The following is a 17,568-nucleotide window of genomic DNA, read 5'->3' on the forward strand; positions in this document are numbered from 1 at the left end:
CGGCCGGCCGCACGGTTCCTCGCGCCCCTTGACCTGCCGCGCGGATCCGCGGGGCGCCAGGGCGCCGCGTGCTAACCGAAGAGCAGCTGGTCGAGGAAGGCGTTGCGGAGCTTGCCGGTCGGGTCGAGGCGGCGGGCCAGCGCGACGAAGGCGTCCGCCCGCGGGTACAGCCCCCGCACCACCGCCGGCGCGGTGGAGAACACCTTCCCCCAGTGCGGTCGCGCGGCGAACGGCGCCAGCTCCCGCTCCAGCAGCGCCACCACCGGCGCCACCGCCGCCGCGTCCGGCCGCCAGGTGAAGTGGAGGGCCACCGAGTCCACCCCGTACGCCGGGCTCAGCCACTGCTCGTCGGCCGCGATCGTCCGCACCTCGCAGATCTGCAGGACCGGCGCCACCGACGCCCGCACCGCCGCGACCGCCCGCAGCGCCTCCGCCGCGTGCCGCCGCGGCAGCAGGTACTCGGACTGCAGCTCCTCGCCCGCGCTGGGGGTGAACTCCGGCCGGAAGTGCGGCAGCCGCTGGTGCCAGGGCCCGGCCGAGCCGTCCTGCGGGGTGCAGTGCTCGGGCGAGATCCCCGGCACCGGGTGCATCGCCCCCGGCGCCGCCGGCGCCCACGGGAACTCGACGCCCGCGGCGGCGTCCGCCGCCTCCGCGCCCTCCCCCGCGACCCGCTGCTTCAGCAGCACCTGACGGAAGACCGGCGCCGTCCAGTCGGTGAAGAGGCTGACGCTGTAGGCGGCCCCGCTGATCGCGTCGAACTCCTCGACCGCGGTGTCCAGTGCGAGCCCCGTCCGGACCGACTGCGCGACCCGGTAGTCCGGCTCGACGGCCAGTTCCAGGTGGGTGACCACGCCCAGCGCGCCCAGCGAGACCACGGCGCCGCCGAAGTCCGGGTCGCCCTGCCGGAGGGTCAGCCGCCCGCCGTCCGCGGTGACCAGCTCGACCGCCCGCACCGCCGACCCGAGCGCCTGGTTGCCGTTGCCGGAGCCGTGGGTGCCGGTGGCCACCGAGCCGGCGACGGTGATGTGCGGCAGCGAGGCCATGTTGGCCAGGGCCAGGCCCTGCTTGTGGAGCTGCTCGGCCAGCTCGGCGTAGCGCACCCCGGCGGCCACCCGCACGGTGCCGGCCGAGGGGTCCGGCTCCACGGTGCGCGGCAGCGCGTCCAGGCTGACCAGCGTGCCGTCGGCGGAGTCCACGTCCGCGATCCGGTTGAACGAGTGCCCGCTGCCGAGCACCCTCAGCTGGCCGGCGGCTCCCGCCAGCCGGCGCAGCTCGTCGATCGAGCGCGGGCGTTCCAGGCGGCCCGCCCGGAAGGTTATGTTGCCCGCCCAGTTGCGGACCTGCCCGCCGGTCGCGTCGCCGTCGCTCATGCCGCGCTCATTCTCCTTGTTCGCCGCGCCTCCGCCGTCGCCGGCGGCCCGCGTCCCGCACCACTACCGCGCCCCCGCTGACCAGCAGGGCGAGGACGGCGCCCGTGGCCACGGCGTACGTGGCCGTGCGCTGCTCCCGCTGCTGGGGGGACTCACCCAGATAGTACGGGCGGGCCTGGACCGGGGCGGAGTCGAGGTGGACGGCGGGGTCCTCGGTCGGCGCGGCGGCCGGAGCCGAGGCGTCGGAGACGGCGGCGATCGGGTCCACCACACCCCAGCCGATGTACTGGTCGTTCTTCCGCCCGGAGCGCTGCGCGGTCTGCTCGATCCGGGTGATCACCTGGGCCGCGCTCCAGCCCGGGTGCGCCGAGCGGATCAGGGCGGCGATCCCGGCCACGTACGGCGCGGAGAAGCTGGTGCCCTGGGCCCAGCAGAGGCCGCCGCCCGGCCAGGTGGTGATCATGTTGACGCCGGGCGCGGCGACCCCGACGAAGTCGCCCATCTCCGACCAGCTGGCCCGCTCGTCGTTGTAGTCGGAGGCGCCGACGGCCAGGACGCCCGGGAAGGCGGCCGGGTAGGTCGGCTCGTCCAGGCCCTCGTTGCCGGCGGAGGCGACGACCACCGCGTCCTTGGTGTGCACGGCGTAGTCGACGGCCTTGGCCAGGTCACTGGTGGGGCCCTGCGGCACCGGGGTGCCGTTGTTCTGCACGTCCTGCGAGATGTTGATGACCTGGGCACCGCCGTCCGCGGCCGCCCGGACGGCCTTGGCGAGCACCGCCGCGGTGCCGTTGCCGTTGGCGTCGCTGGCCCGGATGGAGAGGATCCTCGCCTTGGGGGCCAGGCCCTCGAAGCCGTTCCCGGTGTCGCCGCTGGGGCGGGCGGCGATGATGCCGGCCACCTCGGTGCCGTGGCCGACCGGGTCGTTGCCGGTGGTGCCCTTGCCCTTGACCGCGTCCGGGCCGGGGGTGACAGCGCCGGCCAGCTGCGGCTGGGTCGTCGAGACACCGGTGTCGATCACCGCGACGGTGACGTTCGAGCCCTCCGAGTAGCCGTGCAGCTGGGAGAGGTCGAACCGCTGGAGCGACCAGGGGGTGCCGTGGATGTCGGTCTTCATCGCCGTGTGGACGTTCGGCTGCTGCCCCGAGTCGGGCTCGCAGGCCTGCGCCGAGGCGGTCGTCCCGCTGCCCGACGCGTCGTCGACGGCCGTACGGGCTCCGGCGGCGGCCGTCGCCGCGACGGCCGGCCCCGCGGCCAGCGTTCCGACCAGTGCCAGAGCGGCGGCGCCCGCCAGCCCGGACCGGACGCCGATCACCGTGCCGGGCCGCCCCGGCCGCTTCCCCGCGGTCACCGTGCTGCTCTCCCCTGTGTTCCCTGCCGTGCCCGGCCTGCCCCGGCGTGCCCTGTCAGGTGTCTCGTGCCCCGGTGGCGCTCCGCGCCGCGCACCCTGCGCGCGGCCTGCGCGCGCTGCCGCAAACGCGCCGCCGGGGCGGACGGTCGCCTGCGGCTTCCGTCCGCCCCGGCCCGGGACGATCGAACTCAGCCCCAGATGGAGGCGTTCTTGTTCTCGGTCGCGGTGTAGTTCTGGGCGGCGTTCTCCAGGGCGGAGGAGATCTGGGTCAGCACCGAGTGGAGGTCGGCGGCGGAGGAGTCCCACTGCGCCTGGCGGGCACGGTAGCCCTCCTGCGCGGCACCCTCCCAGCTCTGGGCGATCCGCTGGACGCCCTGCTTGAGGTCGTTCAGCTGGGCCTCGATGCGTCCCGCGGTGGCCTTGACCTCCTGGGCGGCGTTGGACACGGTCGAGAAGTTGACCATGATGTGGCCGGACATGGTGTCTCCCTTGTGAGCAGTACTGCAGTTCTACGAATGTCGCTTGACGAACCTTGTGCGGACAGCGCTCCGCTCAGCCCAGGGCCGAGGTGATGTTGCTGATCGAGGAGTGCTGGTCCTGCTCGGTCGAGGAGTACTGCTTGGAGGTCTGGTCGATGGCCTCACGGATCTCGTTGAGCACGCGGTTCAGCTTGGTCGCGTCCTCGTTCCAGCGCTGCTGGAGCTGGTTGTAGGCGTTGGCGGCCTCGCCCTGCCAGCCCGAGGTGATCGAGCTGATCAGGTTGTTGAGACGGCTGAGCTCCTGCTGGATCTGACCGTTGACCTCACCGATGCGGGCCGAGAAGGCCTGCATGTCCGCGGCGGTTGTCTTGAACTGCTGACCTGCCATGTGCACCGTCCCCCATGAGACAGACTGCCGAGACCGATTCTCCGGAGCCCACGATCGCCCCCCGTCGGCCGACATCACTCGTTTGATGTCCACGAGCACTCTAGCCGCCATGAGCACCACACCCAACAGCGGCCTGTGTGGAGTTTCAGAGTTGATACAAAAAACCGTCAAGAGCCTTGCGGCATAAGGGCGTCCTTGACATCGAGCTCGGGTCCGGAGGGCAGCAGCTTGACCAGATCCGAGGGAACCCCTTCGGGCTTGAAGGTCTTCAATCCGAGCCGGTCAAGACCGGTCACCTGGTCCTGGGAATCACCGCTCGCGCTGGGGCTCGGCGTGGCCACCATCTTCGAGGGATCGGTGCCGGCGCCGCCGTCCGCGGGATTCACCTGGATCGGGTACTTCATTCCGTTGTCGGTCAGCAGATAGACCTTTCCGGTACCGCTGGTGCCGTCATGGAAGAGTTCACCCACTCCCGGAGTGACGTACGCCGGCACCGCCAGCTGCCCGCTGGAGCCCGAACTCGACGTGTTGCCCACCGCGTTGACCGGAAGGTCGCCCAGCGAGGTGCCGGCCCACACCTGGTGGCTGGCCTGCGCGTCGCCCTGCCCGTTGGTCGAGCCGGTGGTGTACGAGCCGCACACCACCGTCCGGTCGCCGCCGGTGCCGCCGTTGACCTGGGTCAGCTGGGCCTGCTGCGGCCACTTGGGAGCCCAGGTCGCGGACTGGCCGGACACCTGGGAGCTGTCCACCTGCTTGGCCGGCTGCCCGGTCATCTGGTGGAGCAGACCGGCCGCGAACGGCGAGATGTGCACCAACTGCCCGCCGCTGCGCACCCCGTACTGGTACGTCTGACCGCCGAAGGTCGTGCTGAGCACGGTGCCGACCGGGCCCAGCGGGCTCCCGGAGGAGGAGTTCAGGGTGCCGAACTCGCTGTCCACCGTGCTCTGGGTGATCGCCTCGCCCTGGTCGAGGGTCTTCAGCCAGGCCGAGCTGACCTGCTCGGGCTGGCCGAGGGTGGTCGGGAAGACGTCCTTGGCCATCGAGGCGTCCATCTGGTAGGCCGTGCCGGTGCCGTCCACCAGGTAGTCGACGCCGCCCGCCTGGACGTACAGGCCCTGACTGCCCGTCAGGGAGGGCTTGGCGGTGAACCGCTGCTCCTCGGTCCCGCCCAGCACATAGACCTTCTGGCTGACCGAGGCGCCCTTCGGCTGGTTGCACACCACCCAGCTCTGGTTCGAGCCGGCCACCGTCGCGGACGGCAGGGTGTCGGGGGCGTACGGGATGCCGATGGTCGGGCCGTGCGGCACCGAGTTGAGCGCCGCGTCCGGCACGGTCATCACGGACGGGTTCTTGCCCAGCACCAGCCGCGCCGAGGCAACGTTGAGCACCGGGAAGAGCTTCTTGTCGAGCATCACGTACCGCGTGGTGGACTGCTTGCCCACGATGATCGCGTTGGCCGTCTGCCAGCCCTTCGGCGCGGTCGGCTTGAACAGACCGTACGCGCCGAAACCGGCGACCGCGACCGCGCCCAGCACCAGGCTGGGGATCACCGCCCGGACCGCCTTGGGGGCCTCTTCGTCGTGCCCGCCGCTGGAGGGCCGGAGGAAGGCCGCCAGCGTACGGCGACGCGAGAAGGTGTACGCGTTCAGCTCGTCCCGGCGTGATGCCATGTCCCCTGCTCCCCGTTCTCAGGCCATAGGATGCTGCCGCGCTGCCACTCGACAGACGATCGGAAAGTACCGTACGGGCACGATGCCCCGGACGGCCAACCGGCCGTGGGTTCTGTCGAGTTTTCACGGACGTCCCGAGTACAAAGCGGGGATTCACGGGGAAATTGCGAAGAAGCCGCAGCAGGTACGCCGCGCGGCGGGGCACCATGTCCACGCACCGCAGAGAGCCAGAACCGTAGAGAGGTTGACCGGGGGATGCCGAGCCAGACCGCACCGGGCGCCGGCCGCGACCGGGCGCGCCAGAAGTCGCGCCGAGGCGCCGAGTCCGGGAACAAGTCCGGCGAGGCCGGGAAGCAGGCGAAGGGCAGGGGCCGCGGCGGCGCCGCGACCGTGCCGCCGCCGGCCGGCCCGGCGGACCGCGGCGGGTCGGCGCCCCGTCAGAACCCCGCGGTGACGGCGGAGGCCGGCCCGCTGGCCCCGGTCCACCCGCGCCGCGCCTCCCGGCCCGGCCGCTTCGGCCCGTTCCGGGTGCAGCAGCTGGTCCTGGTCGAGGCCGCGGCGGCGGCCGCGCTGGCCGGCTGGGCCTGGCACAAGAGCGTCCCGCTGCTGCTTCCGGTGCTCGGTGTGGTCGCCGTGCTGCTGCTCGTCGTCGCGCTGATCCGGATCCGCGGGCTGGCCCCGGGCGACTTCACCCGGGCCCGCTCGGCGCTCAAGCAGCGGCAGTCCCGGGCCGACGAGGCCCGGGTGGACTCCGGCACCGACCCGGCGCTGATGCCGGTGCTGGAGTGCGAGCCCGCGCTGCGGGTCGCCGCCCACAGCGTGGAGAGCCGGGTGCCCGGCGCGGCCGCCGGCGCCACCGCCCGCGCCGAGCACCGCGAGATCGGCATGGTCGGCGACGGAACCTTTCTCTCCGCCGTCCTGCAGATCGACCCGCGGGACGAGCCGCTGCGCCCGTCCCGGTCCAGCCGCCCAATGCCGCTCTCGGTGCTGCGGAACGCGCTGCGGGTGGACGACATCGTGCTGAGCTCGGTGCAGGTGGTGCAGTTCACCCAGCCCGCCCCGGCCCCCCACCTCCCCGAGCAGGCGCTGGCCGCCCGGGCGTACCGGGACGTGCCGGAGGGCCCGCAGACCGCCGGGCTGCGGCTGACCTGGGTGGCGCTGCGCCTCGACCCCGAGCTGTGCCGCCGGGCCGTGGAGGCCCGCGGCGGCGGCGAGGAGGGCGCCCGGCGCGCTCTCCAGCGGGCCGCCGACCAGCTGGCCGCGCGGCTCACCGAGGCCGGCTTCCGGGTCACCGTGCTGGACGAGCAGGGCGTCAACTCGGCGCTGGCCACGGCGGTCTGCCCGAGCCCGCTGGCGACGGCGCAGAGCCGCGGCCAGACCGGCGCCATGCCGCAGATCGGCCGCCGCACCGCGGAGACCCGGCGGGCCTGGCGCTGCGACGACCGCTGGCACACCACCTACTGGCTGTCCCGCTGGCCGTCGCTGTCCCTGCCGGGCGGCCCGGGCAAGGTCTCCGCGCCGGCCATGGTCAACCTCCTCACCGGCGGATCCGCCCTCGCCAGCACGTTCAGCCTGGAGGTGCGCGAGGCGCCGGTCGGCGAGCCCGGCTCGGCGGCGATCAGCGGCTACGTCCGCCTCACCGCCCGCAGCGAGAGCGAACTCGCGCAGCTCAGCAAGCAGTTGGAGGGACGGGCGCACAGCGTCGGCGCCGGCCTGTCCCGCCTCGATCTCGAGCAGGTCCCGGGTGTCCTGGCGACGCTGCCGCTGGGAGGAACCCGCTGATGGCGATCTCCGGATACCCCGCTCCCTCCCGTGACGACTCCGGGATCTCCGGCGGCGTCCAGGCCGGCGGCTACGGCGCGTACGGCGGCGGCCCCGCGGGCCCCGGCGGCCGCGGGGCGGGCGACCAGTCCGGCGGTGCCGGAGTCTCCGGCGGCGGCGCCTCCTCGCGTACCGCGCCCGCGCCGCAGGCCCCCCGGCGGCGCCGGCTGCCCGGCTTCGGTCTGGTCGGACCCCGCCGCGAGCGGCATGTGCTGACCGCGGACCAGCTGGACGCGCTGTCCACCCCGGTGGGCGACGACGGCGTGGTGATCGGCTCCGACGCGTACAGCCAGGAGCCCGCGGTGCTCGGCCTGTTCCGTCCCTCCGCGTACCACATCGTGCTGGTCGGCGGCATCTGGGCGGCCCAGCTGCTGGCGCTGCGGGCGGCGGCCACCGGGGCGCGGGTCGCGGTGGAGACCGCGCGCGGCCAGCTGTGGGCGCCGCTGGCGCAGGCGGCCGGCGGCGGGCAGCCGTGTGTGACGGTCCACCAGGTCGGCCGGATCGGCCCGCAGGGCCCCTCGGTCGCCGCACCGGTGCTGGTGGTGCGGGACTGCGGAGCGCGGCCCGCGCGCAGCCGGCTGGCCTCCGGGCCGTGGCAGACCACCCTCACCCTGCTGCCCTACCTCGGCCCCGGCGCGGAGCGGCTGCTCGGCGCCGCCGACCTGGTCGGCGTGCAGCGGGTGTCGCCCGGCGAGGCGCAGATCATCGCCCGTTCGCTGCTGCTCGGCTCGACCGAGACCGAGGCGCTGCCGACCCTGCCGGACCATGCCACGCTCTGGTCGACCAGGAGCGCCTTCCAGTACGTCACCGCCCAACCGGTCGCCGGCGAGGAGCAGTTGCTCGGGCCCGCCCGCCGCGTCGACTGACGGCGTCCACCGGACGCCGGCCGGTCACTCCGACCGGTCGGTGCCGGATGATGAGCGAACGGGGACCGGCCGGTTCCGGTCGAGTGACGGGGATGACCCCCTGGGAACCCAGGGAGGGCTGCCAACCGGTCGCCGGGTATGACTACCCTGGTGCGCACATGCGCGGTTTCCGGCCCAGGCGCGCGCCCGACCGCCAGGGTGCGTACCCGAGTGAACGAGAGGGATTCCAGTGAGCAGCGAGCGCGACGGCCTCCCCGTCGGCAGCGTCGACAGGAGCGGCGACGTCCTGCCCGACTCCGACGTGGACGACGAGGAATGGTCCGACGCGCCTGACTACACCCCTCCTGCCTGGTACACCCAGAACGATTCGGGCTCGTCGTCGTCCGCGCAGGCCGGCCGGTCCACCGCGACCCCGTCCGGGCCGCCCGCACCGAGCACGTCGAGCAGCGCGAGCACGCCGAGCAGTCCGTCCGCGCCTGATGCGGGCGGGGAGCCGGCTTCGGCCTCTGACCCGGTCCTGCCGCAGTCCGACCCCGGGCTGGCGGGCAACCCCTTCGGCACGCCGCCGGCCGCCGCCGCGGCCCCCGCGACCGGTGCGCAGGCACCGTCCAGCGGGCCCGCCTCGGCCGCCCCGTGGGCGGACGGCGCCCCCGCGCAGCAGGCGTCCTCGGCGGTCCCGCCGGTTCCGGCCGCCCCTGAGCCGACGGCCGCGCCCGAGCCGCAGGCCGCCACCGCGCCTGAGCCGCAGCCCGCCGCCGAGCCGGCGCAGGGCCCCGACGCCGCGGCGCCGCAGCCCGAGACGCCGCAGCCCGAGGCGCCCGCCCAGCCGCAGCCGTCCGTGCAACCGCAGCCGCAACCGCAGCCGCAGCCGAACGCGCAGCAGGCGCCGGCACCGGCGACCGGCTTCGGCGACCCCTCGGTCAACGGCGGGGCGCCCGCGAACGTCCAGCCCCCGCAGCAGTCCTACCCGTCTCCGCAGTCGCCCCCGGCCTGGCAGGCGAGCGCCCCGCAGCCGGCCGCGACGGAGCAGCCGCAGGCCCAGGCACAGCCGCCGCAGGCCCAGCAGCCGCAGCCGGTCCAGCCTCCGCAGCCGCAGCCCGTCGCACCGCCGCCGCCGACGCCCCCGTTCGACCCCCGCCAGGGCGGCTGGCCGCAGTCCGCGCCGTACGCCCAGGCCCAGCAGCCCGGCGGCTACGGCTATCCGCCGGCGGCCCAGCCGAACCCGTACGGCCAGCCCCTCGCGCAGCCGGACCCCGCCGCCCAGCAGCAGGCCCAGCAGGCCCAGCAGCCGGGGGCGCCCCAGCCGGGGGCGCCCCAGCCGCAGGCGCCGATGCCGCCGCAGGCTCCGCTGCCTCCGCAGCCGCAGGCGCAGCAGCCGTTGCCTCCGCAGGCGCCGCAGCAGCCGCAGATGCCGGGCCAGTACCCGTACCCGGGCCAGGGCGCCCCGGAGCGGGTGGTGCACGGCGCCGCGCTGGGCTTCACCGCCGCGGTCGAGCTCTCCTCCGACCGCCTCCTCCGCCAGCAGCCGAAGGAGCGCAAGCAGGGCCCGCGCTTCCGCTTCGGCGGCAAGGCGGCCGAGGAGCAGCGGCAGCAGAAGCTGCAGACCATCCGCACGCCGGTGATGAGCTGCTACCGGATCGCGGTGATCAGCCTCAAGGGCGGCGTCGGCAAGACCACGACCACCACCGCGCTGGGCGCGACCCTGTCCTCGGAGCGCCAGGACAAGGTGATCGCGATCGACGCCAACCCGGACGCCGGCACCCTCGGCCGCCGGGTCCGCCGGGAGACCGGCGCGACCATCCGCGACCTGGTCCAGGCCCTGCCGAACCTCCACTCCTACATGGACATCCGCAGGTTCACCTCGCAGTCCGCGAGCGGCCTGGAGATCCTGGCGAACGACGTCGACCCGGCGGTCTCCACGACCTTCAACGACGAGGACTACCGCAAGGTCGTCGACTTCCTCGGCAAGCAGTACCCGATCATCCTGACCGACTCGGGCACCGGCCTGCTCTACTCGGCGATGCGCGGCGTCCTCGACCTGGCCGACCAGCTGATCGTCGTCTCCACCCCCAGCGTCGACGGCGCGTCGAGCGCCTCGACGACGCTGGACTGGCTCTCCGCGCACGGCTACGCCGAGCTGGTGCAGCGCAGCATCTCGGTGGTCTCCGGGGTTCGCGAGACGGCCAAGATGATCAAGGTCGAGGACATCGTCGCCCACTTCCAGACCCGCTGCCGCGGAGTCGTCGTGGTCCCCTTCGACGACCACCTCGCGGCGGGCGCCGAGGTCGACCTGGCGATGATGCGGCCGAAGACCCGCGAGGCCTACTTCGACCTCGCGGCGCTGGTCGCCGAGGACTTCGCGCGCGCCCAGCAGGCCGCCGGCGTCTGGCAGCAGCAGCCCGCCCCGCAGGCGCCGCAGGCGCAGGCCCAGCAGCAGCCGCAGCCGCCGCAGCAGGGCGGCTGGGCCGATCCCCGCCTCCCCCAGCAGGGCCAGTCCTGGCCCCAGGGCGGCTACGGCTACCCGCCCCAGCAACCGCAGCCACAGCAGCAGCCCCAGCCACCGCAGCAGCAGCCGGAGCCCGGCGGCTGGCAGCCCCCGCCCCGCCCAGGCGGCTACGGCTACCCGCCCCAGCAGTAGCACCACGCCCCGGGTTGTCGCGGCGCAGCCGCACAACCAGGGGCGCGGGGAACTGCGCGCCCAGGCATCTACGGCGCCGCACCCGGCAACGGAGATCGGGTTGCAACCCAGTCGCCGCTGCCGACTGCGGCAGACTGCCAGGCCGGGCGCGCAGTTCCCCGCGCCCCTGTCCCGCTCCTTCGGCGCTGCGCTCGGGGCCCGGGGCGGCAGCCCCGGAAGAAACGGCGAAAGGGCGGGGCCGGGGCAGAAAAGCTAGCCCGCCGCATCCGTCAGCTCGCGGGCCCGCTTGACGTCGTCCGCCATCCGCTCCAGCAGCGCCTCGACGGAGTCGAACTTCTCCATCCCCCGCAGATAGGCGAGGAAGTCGACGGCCACATGGAGGCCGTAGAGATCGAGCCCGACCCGGTCGATCGCATAGGCCTCGACCGTCCGCATCGTCCCGTCGAAGGTGGGGTTGGACCCCACGGAGATCGCCGCGGGCATCCGCTCCCCCACCGGCGGAACCTCACCCTCCGCCTGCGCGCGCCCCAACTCGCTCTCGTCGCCCTCCGGCTGACCGATCGTCAGCCACCCGGCGTAGACCCCGTCCGCCGGCACCGCGGTATGCGGCAGCGTCTCCACGTTGGCGGTGGGATACCCCAGCTCCCGCCCCCGCTGCGCGCCCCGCACCACGACGCCCTCGACCCGGTGCGGACGCCCCAGCACCTCGGCGGCCCCCCGCACGTCGCCCTCGGCGACCAGCCGCCGAGCCAGCGACGAGGAGAAGGCCTGCCCGTCCCCGACGTCGCCCCGCTCGTACAGGTCGATGACGGCCACCTCGAAGTCGTTCCGCTCCAGCCGCCCCAGCTCGGCCAGCCGCCGGACGTCGCCCGCGGCCTTGTGCCCGAACCGGAAGTTGGGACCCTCCACGACCTCGCACGCGTGGAGCTTCTCCATCAGCACCTGCCGGACGAACTCCTCCGGCGACTCCTGCGAGAACTCCCGGGTGAACGGCAGGATCAGCACCGCGTCCACTCCCAGCTCGGCCATCAGCTCGGCCCGCCGGTGATGCGGGGCCAGCAGCGGCGGGTGGCTGCCCGGCCGCACCACCTCGCTCGGGTGCGGGTCGAAGGTGACGACGACGCACGGCACCCCGCGCTCCCGGGCCCGCTCGACCGCCTGCCCGATGATCAGCTGGTGCCCCCTGTGCACACCGTCGAAGGAACCGATGGTGACGACGCTCCGCCCCCAGTCCCCCGGGACGTCCTCCAGGCCACGCCAGCGCTGCACCCTGACCGCTCCTCGATCGCACTTGCCTACGTCCGAACACTCCTGTTGCCCCTATAGCCTGCCATGCGCGCCGGTCCGCCCCTGCCCCGGGCGCGCCTCACCCGGCCGCCGCACCGCGCCGGTTCAGCGGGCGGCCGTCTCCGGGCCCCCGCTCCCCGGCCCGCGCCGCGCGACCTCCCGCCCCGGCCGGGCGTCCCGCCCCCGCAACGCGTCGCCGCCCGGCCGGTTGTCGCTCCCCGGCCGGGCGTCGCTCCCCGGCATCGCCTCCGCGATCCGCGCCGCCCGCTGGGCCGGCGTCCCGTCCGCGACCAGCTCCCGCAGCCGCCGGGTACGCGGCCCGGCCTCGGCCGCCGGGTCCTCGCAGAGCCACTCGCCCAGCAGCTCGGCGAAGCCGGGCAGCCCCCGTGCGCAGCGCACCAGCCGCAGGTCGAGCCGGTCGGCGGCGAGCCGGGGCCGTACCGTCCGCACGATCTGCCGCACCCGGGCCGGCAGATGCGCGTCCCCCGCCGCGACCCGGTCCAGCACCAGCTCCAGGTTGTCCGGGTCGTCCTCGACCTTGAGCAGCTCGTCCAGCAGTTCCTGCCGCAGCGGCGGCTCCGGCCCGGCGAGCACCGGCACGAGCGCGCGCCGCACCGCCGGCCCCTGGGCCCGCACCAGCTCGCGCACCAGCGGCAGCAGCGAGCCGCGCGCGGCCGGCCCCCGGGCCAGCCGGGCGTCCAGGCAGCGCGCCAACCGCCCGGCCGCGTCCGGACGTTCGCCGAGGTGGCGCAGCATCAGCAGATCCGCGGCGGCCCTGGCGTCCGGCTCGTCCACCCCGGCCAGCACCTCGAGTACGGCGTCCGCGCGCGGCCCGGCGGGCCCGCGCAGCGCCTCGGCGAAGGCCGCCAGCACCTGCTGCCGCCCGCTCGCCAGCGCGGGCACCAGCGCCGCCGCGGGCAGGAACGGGTCCCCGGCCAGGAAGCCGGCGAGGGCGGCCGGCAGATGGCGGGCCCGGGCCTCCTCGTCGTGCATCAGCACGGCCAGCATCGCCCCATGGAGGGGCAGCTCGCCGTCCCGGTCCAGGACGGCCAGCGCCGCGTATCGCAGCAGCACCCGCGCGGGCCCCTGGCCGGCCAGCGCGGCGGCCGTCGGCACGGCGTGGACGGCGGCGGCGACGTGGCGTTCCGGCCGGGGGTCGTGGGCCCAGCGGTCGACGGCCCGGCAGAGCGCGGAGGGCTCCGCCCGGGCCAGCCGGCTCAGCAGCCGGTCGGCGTGCGGCACGCCGCGGGCGCCCAGCTCGACCAGCGCCTCCACCAACTCGTCGACGCCGAGCCGCCGTTGCTCCCACAGCAGCCGCTCGGCGAGCTTCGCGTCCACCGCGTCGGCACGGCCGCCCCCGCGCGATCCCCCGCCACCGGGTCCGTCCCCGCGTCCGTCTCCGAGCCAGCGGCAGAGCACTGCCGTCACCGCCGCGGGATCCTCGGCCAGCAGCCCGGTCAGCGCCTCCACCGCCCCGGGCCGGCCGGCCCGGGCGAGCGGCCGCAGCAGCTCTGCCCGGTCGGCGACGGGCAGCCGCAGCCCCAGCCAGAACCCGAGTCCGAGCCGCCCGGTCTCCGCCCCGGCCCGCGAGCCGTCCGAGGCCGAGGCCGAGCCGGAGGCAGAGGCGGAGGCCCCGTCCCCGTCACCGCCCCTGCCCAGCCGCTCGCCCAGCGCCCGCAGCAGGGCCCAGTGCCGGCGCGGATCCGGCACCCGCAGCAGCACGCCGGAGAGCAGCCGCTCGGCCCACCAGCGCGGACTGCGCCCAGGCTCCGCCCGCGGCTCGCCCGGGGGCGCGTCGAGCGCCTGCGCCAGCCGGGCCAGCCAGGGATCCAGCGCCTCCGGTCCGCTCCGCTCCCCGACCCGCAGCAGCGCCCACTCCAGCACCCCGGCCCGGAACCCCGGCACCTGGCCGCCCGCCCCCGGAGCCGGCCGCCCGTCGTCCAGCAGGGCGCGGAAGGCGGCGTCCAGATCGAGGTGGTGCGCCTGGAGCCAGTCGCCGAAGGCCTGGTGCGGAAACCGGTAGCCGTCCCGGCCGCCCGGCCCCACCGGGACCAGCAGCCGCTCGCCCAGCACCGCCCCGGCCCAGCCCTCCTCCGCCGGGAACAGCTCGGCGAAGTCCGCCGCGCGGAGGCCGCCCCGACCGGGCCCGAGCGCCCGGCGGGCCGCCTCGTGCACCCGCCCGGCCACCCGCACCGCCAGCCGGCGGACCTCCCCCGGTTCCGGTGCCGGCGCCACGGCGGGCGGCTCCCCGCCCCGGTGGCGGGCGCCCCCGCCGCTGCGGCCGCTGCGGCCGCTCCCGCCGCCGTGCCGCCCGCCCTCGACGGCGATCCGCTCGGCGGCCCGCAGGCACAGCAGCGACAGATACGAGGCGAAGACCTCCTCCACCGGCGGGGCCATCTCCTGCCCGCCCCGCGCCCGCCGCAGCACCACCCGGGGGTCGGCCCGCCGGACCTCCTCCAGCAGGGCCCCCGCCAGCGGCTGGACGTCGAGCCCGGCCCCCAGCGAAACGATCCGCCCCACCGCCCCGAACCAGGGCCCGGCCGCCTCCCAGAACTCCGGACCGCACCCCACCACCAGCCGGGCTCCCGCCGACCGCAGCCACTCCGCGCTCTCCCGGCACCACCGCTCCAGGCCCGCCAGCAGCGCGGCGGGCGCCTCCTCGGGGGCGTCCAGCAGGATCACCACCCGGCGACCTCCGGCCGCCGCCATCCGGCAGACCGCGGCCGCTCCCGGGCCGATCCCCGCGCCCACCGGGGGGACGCCAAGCCGCCCAGCGGCGCCGTCCAGCTCCCGCTCCACGGCGTCCCCCAGCGAGCGGTCCTCCGCCCGCAGCCGGGCCCCGCGCAGCCGTACGGTCGGCAGCCGCGCGCCCGGCGAGGAGCGCGCGGCGGCCAGCGCCGCCAGCTCGGTGCTCCGCCCGGTCCCCGCCCCGCCGACCACGGCCAGCACCGGCGGTTCCAGGCCGTCCCCCGCGCTCCTCCCTGCCGTCTCTTCCGCCGGCTCCCCCGCCGCCTCAGCGAACCGCTCGACCAGGCCGTCCGCCCGTGGCGCCCGCACCGCCGCGGCCACCTCCGGTACGACGGCCCCCTCGGCCGGGCCGGCCGGCTGGGCCGCCGCCAGCTCCAGCACCCCGGCCAGGTTCAGCGCGCGGCCGAAGGCCGGCACGCTCAGGGCGTTCCTCCGCAGCAGATCCACCATCTCGGGCTCGCCCAGCAGCGCGCCGAGCGGCAGCGCCACCGCGCTCCCGCCGCCCGTCTCACCGAGCAGCACGCCGACCACCGCGCCGGTCTCCGCGTCCACCACCGGTCCGCCCGCCGAGCCGGCCGGCAGTCCGCCGCCCAGCTCGATCCGCCAGCAGCCCGGCAGGGAGCAGCCCGCGCAGTCCGCGGTCACCGTCCCTGCGACGCCTCCGGTGAGCGGCCGCCCGTCGGGCATCGGCAGCGAGACCAGCCGGGTGGACCGACCGGTGCCGAGCGGCTGCGCGGCGGCGCCCAGCAGGCCGGCGAGCGGCGGGTCCGGGGTGAGCAGCGCGAGGTTCCAGCGGCGCAGCGCGCGCAGACCCCAGGCCGAGACGGGGACCCCGGCCACCGTCGGCGCGCCTGCCGCCTCGACCGCCTCCAGGGAGGTCAGCAAGGTCCCCTGGCGGTCCACCGGACAACCGGTGCCGAGCGGGGCGCCGTCCGCGCCGAGGATCCGCACCAGCGCCCCCGCGCCGCCCGCAGCCGCCCCCGCACGCCGCGTCCCCATCCGGCCCGCCTCCCGTCCGACGCGCTACCCGCGCCGGCGAAAGGCTGCCCACCGCTCGTCCCGAGAGATCGTCCGCGCCCCGGAACAACCCCCGCGCACCTCGCGCGCTCCCTCGAAAGCAGGAACATCGGCGCCCTGTGGATTCAGCCGGCGAATCCACAGGGCGCCAAGGCGGGGCCCGAAGCAGCAGCCCCTAGACGAACACCGCCAGTGAGCGCGCCTTCCCCCCGCGCTCCTCCACCAGCGCGAGGAAACGGTCCTCCGGGCCGAACACGGCGATCGCCGCGCCCGGCCCCACGCCCAGCCCCGGCGCGTCCAACCGCACCCCGTTGGTCAGCAGCCGCGCCTGCTCGGCGTCCACGTCCCAGCGCGGGAACGCCGCATCCGCCGCCGCCCCGATCGGCAGCACCGCCGACACGAAGTCCCCGGCCTCCGCCGCCGCGTCCAGCTCGTCGAGCCCGCGGGCCCGCTCGATCCCGTACGGTCCGACCCTGGTCCGCCGGAGCGCGGTCAGATGCCCGCCCACCCCGAGTGCGGACCCCAGGTCCCGGGCCAGCGCCCGGATGTAGGTGCCGGAGGAGCAGACCACCCGGACGTCCAGGTCAAGCACGGCCGTCCCGTCCTCGGCGACCGCGGGCCGCGAGGCCTCCAGAACGAACTCTGAGACGGTCACCGGCCGGGCCTTCAGCTCGACCTCCTCGCCCTCCCGGACCCGGGTGTACGAGCGCTTCCCGTCGATCTTGATCGCGCTGACGCTGGACGGCACCTGCTCGATGTCCCCGGTCAGCCGCGCGATCCCGGCCGCCACGGCCTCCGCCGCGATACCGTCGGCCGCCGCCGAGGCGGTGACCTCCCCCTCCGCGTCGTCCGTCACCGTGCTCTGCCCGAGCCGGACGGTCGCGGTGTACTCCTTCTCGGTCAGCGCGAGATGGCCGAGCAGCCGGGTCGCCTTCTCGACCCCGACCACCAGCACCCCGGTGGCCATCGGGTCCAGCGTCCCGGCGTGCCCGACCCTGCGGGTCCCGGCCAGCCGCCGGATCCGGCCGACCACCCCGTGCGAGGTGATGCCGGCCGGCTTGTCCACGATCACCAGCCCGTCCGGACCGGTCCCCTTGCGCTTCACTCCTCGTCGTCCCCGTCGGCGTCCGCGTCGTCGTCCTCGCGCGGCGCCCGGTACGGGTCCTCGCCCGCGGCATGGGTCTTGCCCACGGCGTTGGAGCGCAGCTCGGCGTCGGCCGCGCGGGCCTTCGCCAGCAGGTCCTCGATGGTCCTGGCGTTCTCCGGGATGGCGTCCGCGACGAAGGTCAGGGACGGGGTGAACCGCACCCCGGTCTGCCGCCCCACCTCGGAGCGGAGGATGCCCTTGGCGCTCTCCAGCGCGGCCGCCGAGGCGGCCCGCTCGGCGTCGTCGCCGTAGACGGTGTAGAAGACGGTCGCCTCGCGCAGGTCCCCGGTGACCCGGGCGTCGGTGATGGTGACGAAGCCGAGGCGGGGGTCCTTGATCCGCCGCTCCAGCGTCTCCGCCACGACCACCCGGATCCGGTCGGCGAGCTTGCGCGCCCTCGCGGTGTCGGTCACGATGCCTCTCCTCGGCTTACTGGGTTGTTCGATCAATCGTCGGCGTCGTCCCGCAGTCTGCGCCGCGCCGACAGCAACTGCACCTCCGGACGCCCGGAGACCAGCCGCTCACAGCTGTCCAGCACCTCCACGCAGTACCGGCTCTCGCCCGCCACGACGGCGAGTCCGATCTCGGCCCGGCGATGGAGGTCCTGCGCACCGGTCTCGGCCGCGCAGACCGAGTACTTGCGCTGGAGTTCGGCCACGATGGGCCGGATGATCGACCGCTTCTCCTTGAGCGAGTGGACGTCGCCCAGCAGCAGATCGAAAACGAGCGTTCCCACGAACATGCGCAACGGGCCAAGCCGGCCCAGGGCCTAGGGGATGCCGCGCGCCC

Annotated in this window: 13 protein-coding genes; 3 read left to right on the top strand and 10 right to left on the bottom strand. The window is 75.6% G+C overall.

Annotated elements, in window-relative coordinates; all coding sequences use genetic code 11:
• Positions 1 to 71 precede the first annotated feature (71 nt).
• From BS73_RS14020 to eccB, 5 genes are all read right to left on the bottom strand, one after another.
• Positions 72 to 1,370, bottom strand: coding sequence for an FAD-binding protein (locus BS73_RS14020; protein ID WP_037572301.1), 1,299 nt, complete (start codon positions 1,368 to 1,370; stop codon positions 72 to 74).
• Between the two features lie 7 nt (positions 1,371 to 1,377).
• Positions 1,378 to 2,718 (bottom strand): type VII secretion-associated serine protease mycosin, encoded by a 1,341-nt coding sequence (gene mycP / locus BS73_RS14025; RefSeq protein WP_235215409.1) that lies wholly within the window; start codon positions 2,716 to 2,718, stop codon positions 1,378 to 1,380.
• 188 nt (positions 2,719 to 2,906) lie between these two features.
• Positions 2,907 to 3,197: a WXG100 family type VII secretion target gene (locus tag BS73_RS14030; protein ID WP_037572304.1), complete on the bottom strand. Its 291-nt coding sequence runs from the start codon at positions 3,195 to 3,197 to the stop codon at positions 2,907 to 2,909.
• Positions 3,198 to 3,270: 73 nt separating this feature from the next.
• Positions 3,271 to 3,585: a WXG100 family type VII secretion target gene (locus BS73_RS14035; RefSeq protein ID WP_037572308.1), complete on the bottom strand. Its 315-nt coding sequence runs from the start codon at positions 3,583 to 3,585 to the stop codon at positions 3,271 to 3,273.
• Positions 3,586 to 3,752: 167 nt separating this feature from the next.
• Positions 3,753 to 5,255 carry a type VII secretion protein EccB gene (gene eccB, locus BS73_RS14040; protein WP_051939923.1) on the bottom strand — a complete coding sequence of 501 codons (1,503 nt, stop codon included), beginning with the start codon at positions 5,253 to 5,255 and terminating at the stop codon, positions 3,753 to 3,755.
• A 255-nt stretch (positions 5,256 to 5,510) separates the two neighbouring features.
• Between eccB and eccE the strand changes: the two genes are divergently transcribed.
• The 3 genes from eccE (at position 5,511) to BS73_RS38745 (ending at position 10,580) form a co-directional block, all read left to right on the top strand.
• Positions 5,511 to 7,037, top strand: a complete 1,527-nt coding sequence (gene eccE / locus BS73_RS14045; protein ID WP_084704048.1) for a type VII secretion protein EccE — start codon at positions 5,511 to 5,513, stop codon at positions 7,035 to 7,037.
• Positions 7,037 to 7,942: a hypothetical protein gene (locus tag BS73_RS14050; RefSeq protein ID WP_235215410.1), complete on the top strand. Its 906-nt coding sequence runs from the start codon at positions 7,037 to 7,039 to the stop codon at positions 7,940 to 7,942. The genes eccE and BS73_RS14050 overlap by 1 nt, the downstream gene beginning before the upstream one ends.
• A gap of 229 nt (positions 7,943 to 8,171) precedes the next feature.
• Positions 8,172 to 10,580, top strand: a complete 2,409-nt coding sequence (locus tag BS73_RS38745) for a MinD/ParA family ATP-binding protein (RefSeq protein ID WP_051939924.1) — start codon at positions 8,172 to 8,174, stop codon at positions 10,578 to 10,580.
• A gap of 252 nt (positions 10,581 to 10,832) precedes the next feature.
• On the opposite strand, the gene BS73_RS14060 is transcribed toward BS73_RS38745, so the two are convergent.
• The 5 genes from BS73_RS14060 to BS73_RS14080 all read right to left on the bottom strand — a co-directional run bounded on the left by BS73_RS14060 (position 10,833) and on the right by BS73_RS14080 (position 17,521).
• The gene (locus tag BS73_RS14060) at positions 10,833 to 11,849 is read right to left on the bottom strand and encodes a bifunctional riboflavin kinase/FAD synthetase (protein WP_037572312.1); all 1,017 of its coding nucleotides are present in this window, start codon (positions 11,847 to 11,849) and stop codon (positions 10,833 to 10,835) included.
• Between the two features lie 123 nt (positions 11,850 to 11,972).
• The gene (locus tag BS73_RS38225; RefSeq protein WP_037572315.1) at positions 11,973 to 15,614 is read right to left on the bottom strand and encodes a trypsin-like peptidase domain-containing protein; all 3,642 of its coding nucleotides are present in this window, start codon (positions 15,612 to 15,614) and stop codon (positions 11,973 to 11,975) included.
• A gap of 193 nt (positions 15,615 to 15,807) precedes the next feature.
• A complete protein-coding gene (gene truB, locus BS73_RS14070) occupies positions 15,808 to 16,737 on the bottom strand; it encodes a tRNA pseudouridine(55) synthase TruB (RefSeq protein ID WP_037572318.1) in 930 nt (309 codons plus the stop codon).
• Positions 16,734 to 17,192 carry a 30S ribosome-binding factor RbfA gene (rbfA, locus tag BS73_RS14075; protein WP_037572330.1) on the bottom strand — a complete coding sequence of 153 codons (459 nt, stop codon included), beginning with the start codon at positions 17,190 to 17,192 and terminating at the stop codon, positions 16,734 to 16,736. The genes truB and rbfA overlap by 4 nt, the downstream gene beginning before the upstream one ends.
• A gap of 32 nt (positions 17,193 to 17,224) precedes the next feature.
• Positions 17,225 to 17,521 carry a DUF503 domain-containing protein gene (locus tag BS73_RS14080; RefSeq protein ID WP_037572333.1) on the bottom strand — a complete coding sequence of 99 codons (297 nt, stop codon included), beginning with the start codon at positions 17,519 to 17,521 and terminating at the stop codon, positions 17,225 to 17,227.
• Positions 17,522 to 17,568 lie beyond the last annotated feature (47 nt).

The organism is Phaeacidiphilus oryzae TH49 (assembly GCF_000744815.1).
In the GTDB taxonomy this organism is placed as follows: domain Bacteria; phylum Actinomycetota; class Actinomycetes; order Streptomycetales; family Streptomycetaceae; genus Phaeacidiphilus; species Phaeacidiphilus oryzae.

Coding starts and splice junctions, on each gene's coding strand:
- eccB (WP_051939923.1), bottom strand. CDS start 5,255: ATGGCATCACGCCGGGACGAGCTGAACGCGTACACCTTCTCGCGTCGC.
- BS73_RS14020 (WP_037572301.1), bottom strand. CDS start 1,370: ATGAGCGACGGCGACGCGACCGGCGGGCAGGTCCGCAACTGGGCGGGC.
- BS73_RS14080 (WP_037572333.1), bottom strand. CDS start 17,521: ATGTTCGTGGGAACGCTCGTTTTCGATCTGCTGCTGGGCGACGTCCAC.
- BS73_RS14050 (WP_235215410.1), top strand. CDS start 7,037: ATGGCGATCTCCGGATACCCCGCTCCCTCCCGTGACGACTCCGGGATC.
- BS73_RS14030 (WP_037572304.1), bottom strand. CDS start 3,197: ATGTCCGGCCACATCATGGTCAACTTCTCGACCGTGTCCAACGCCGCC.
- eccE (WP_084704048.1), top strand. CDS start 5,511: ATGCCGAGCCAGACCGCACCGGGCGCCGGCCGCGACCGGGCGCGCCAG.
- BS73_RS14035 (WP_037572308.1), bottom strand. CDS start 3,585: ATGGCAGGTCAGCAGTTCAAGACAACCGCCGCGGACATGCAGGCCTTC.
- BS73_RS38225 (WP_037572315.1), bottom strand. CDS start 15,614: ATGGGGACGCGGCGTGCGGGGGCGGCTGCGGGCGGCGCGGGGGCGCTG.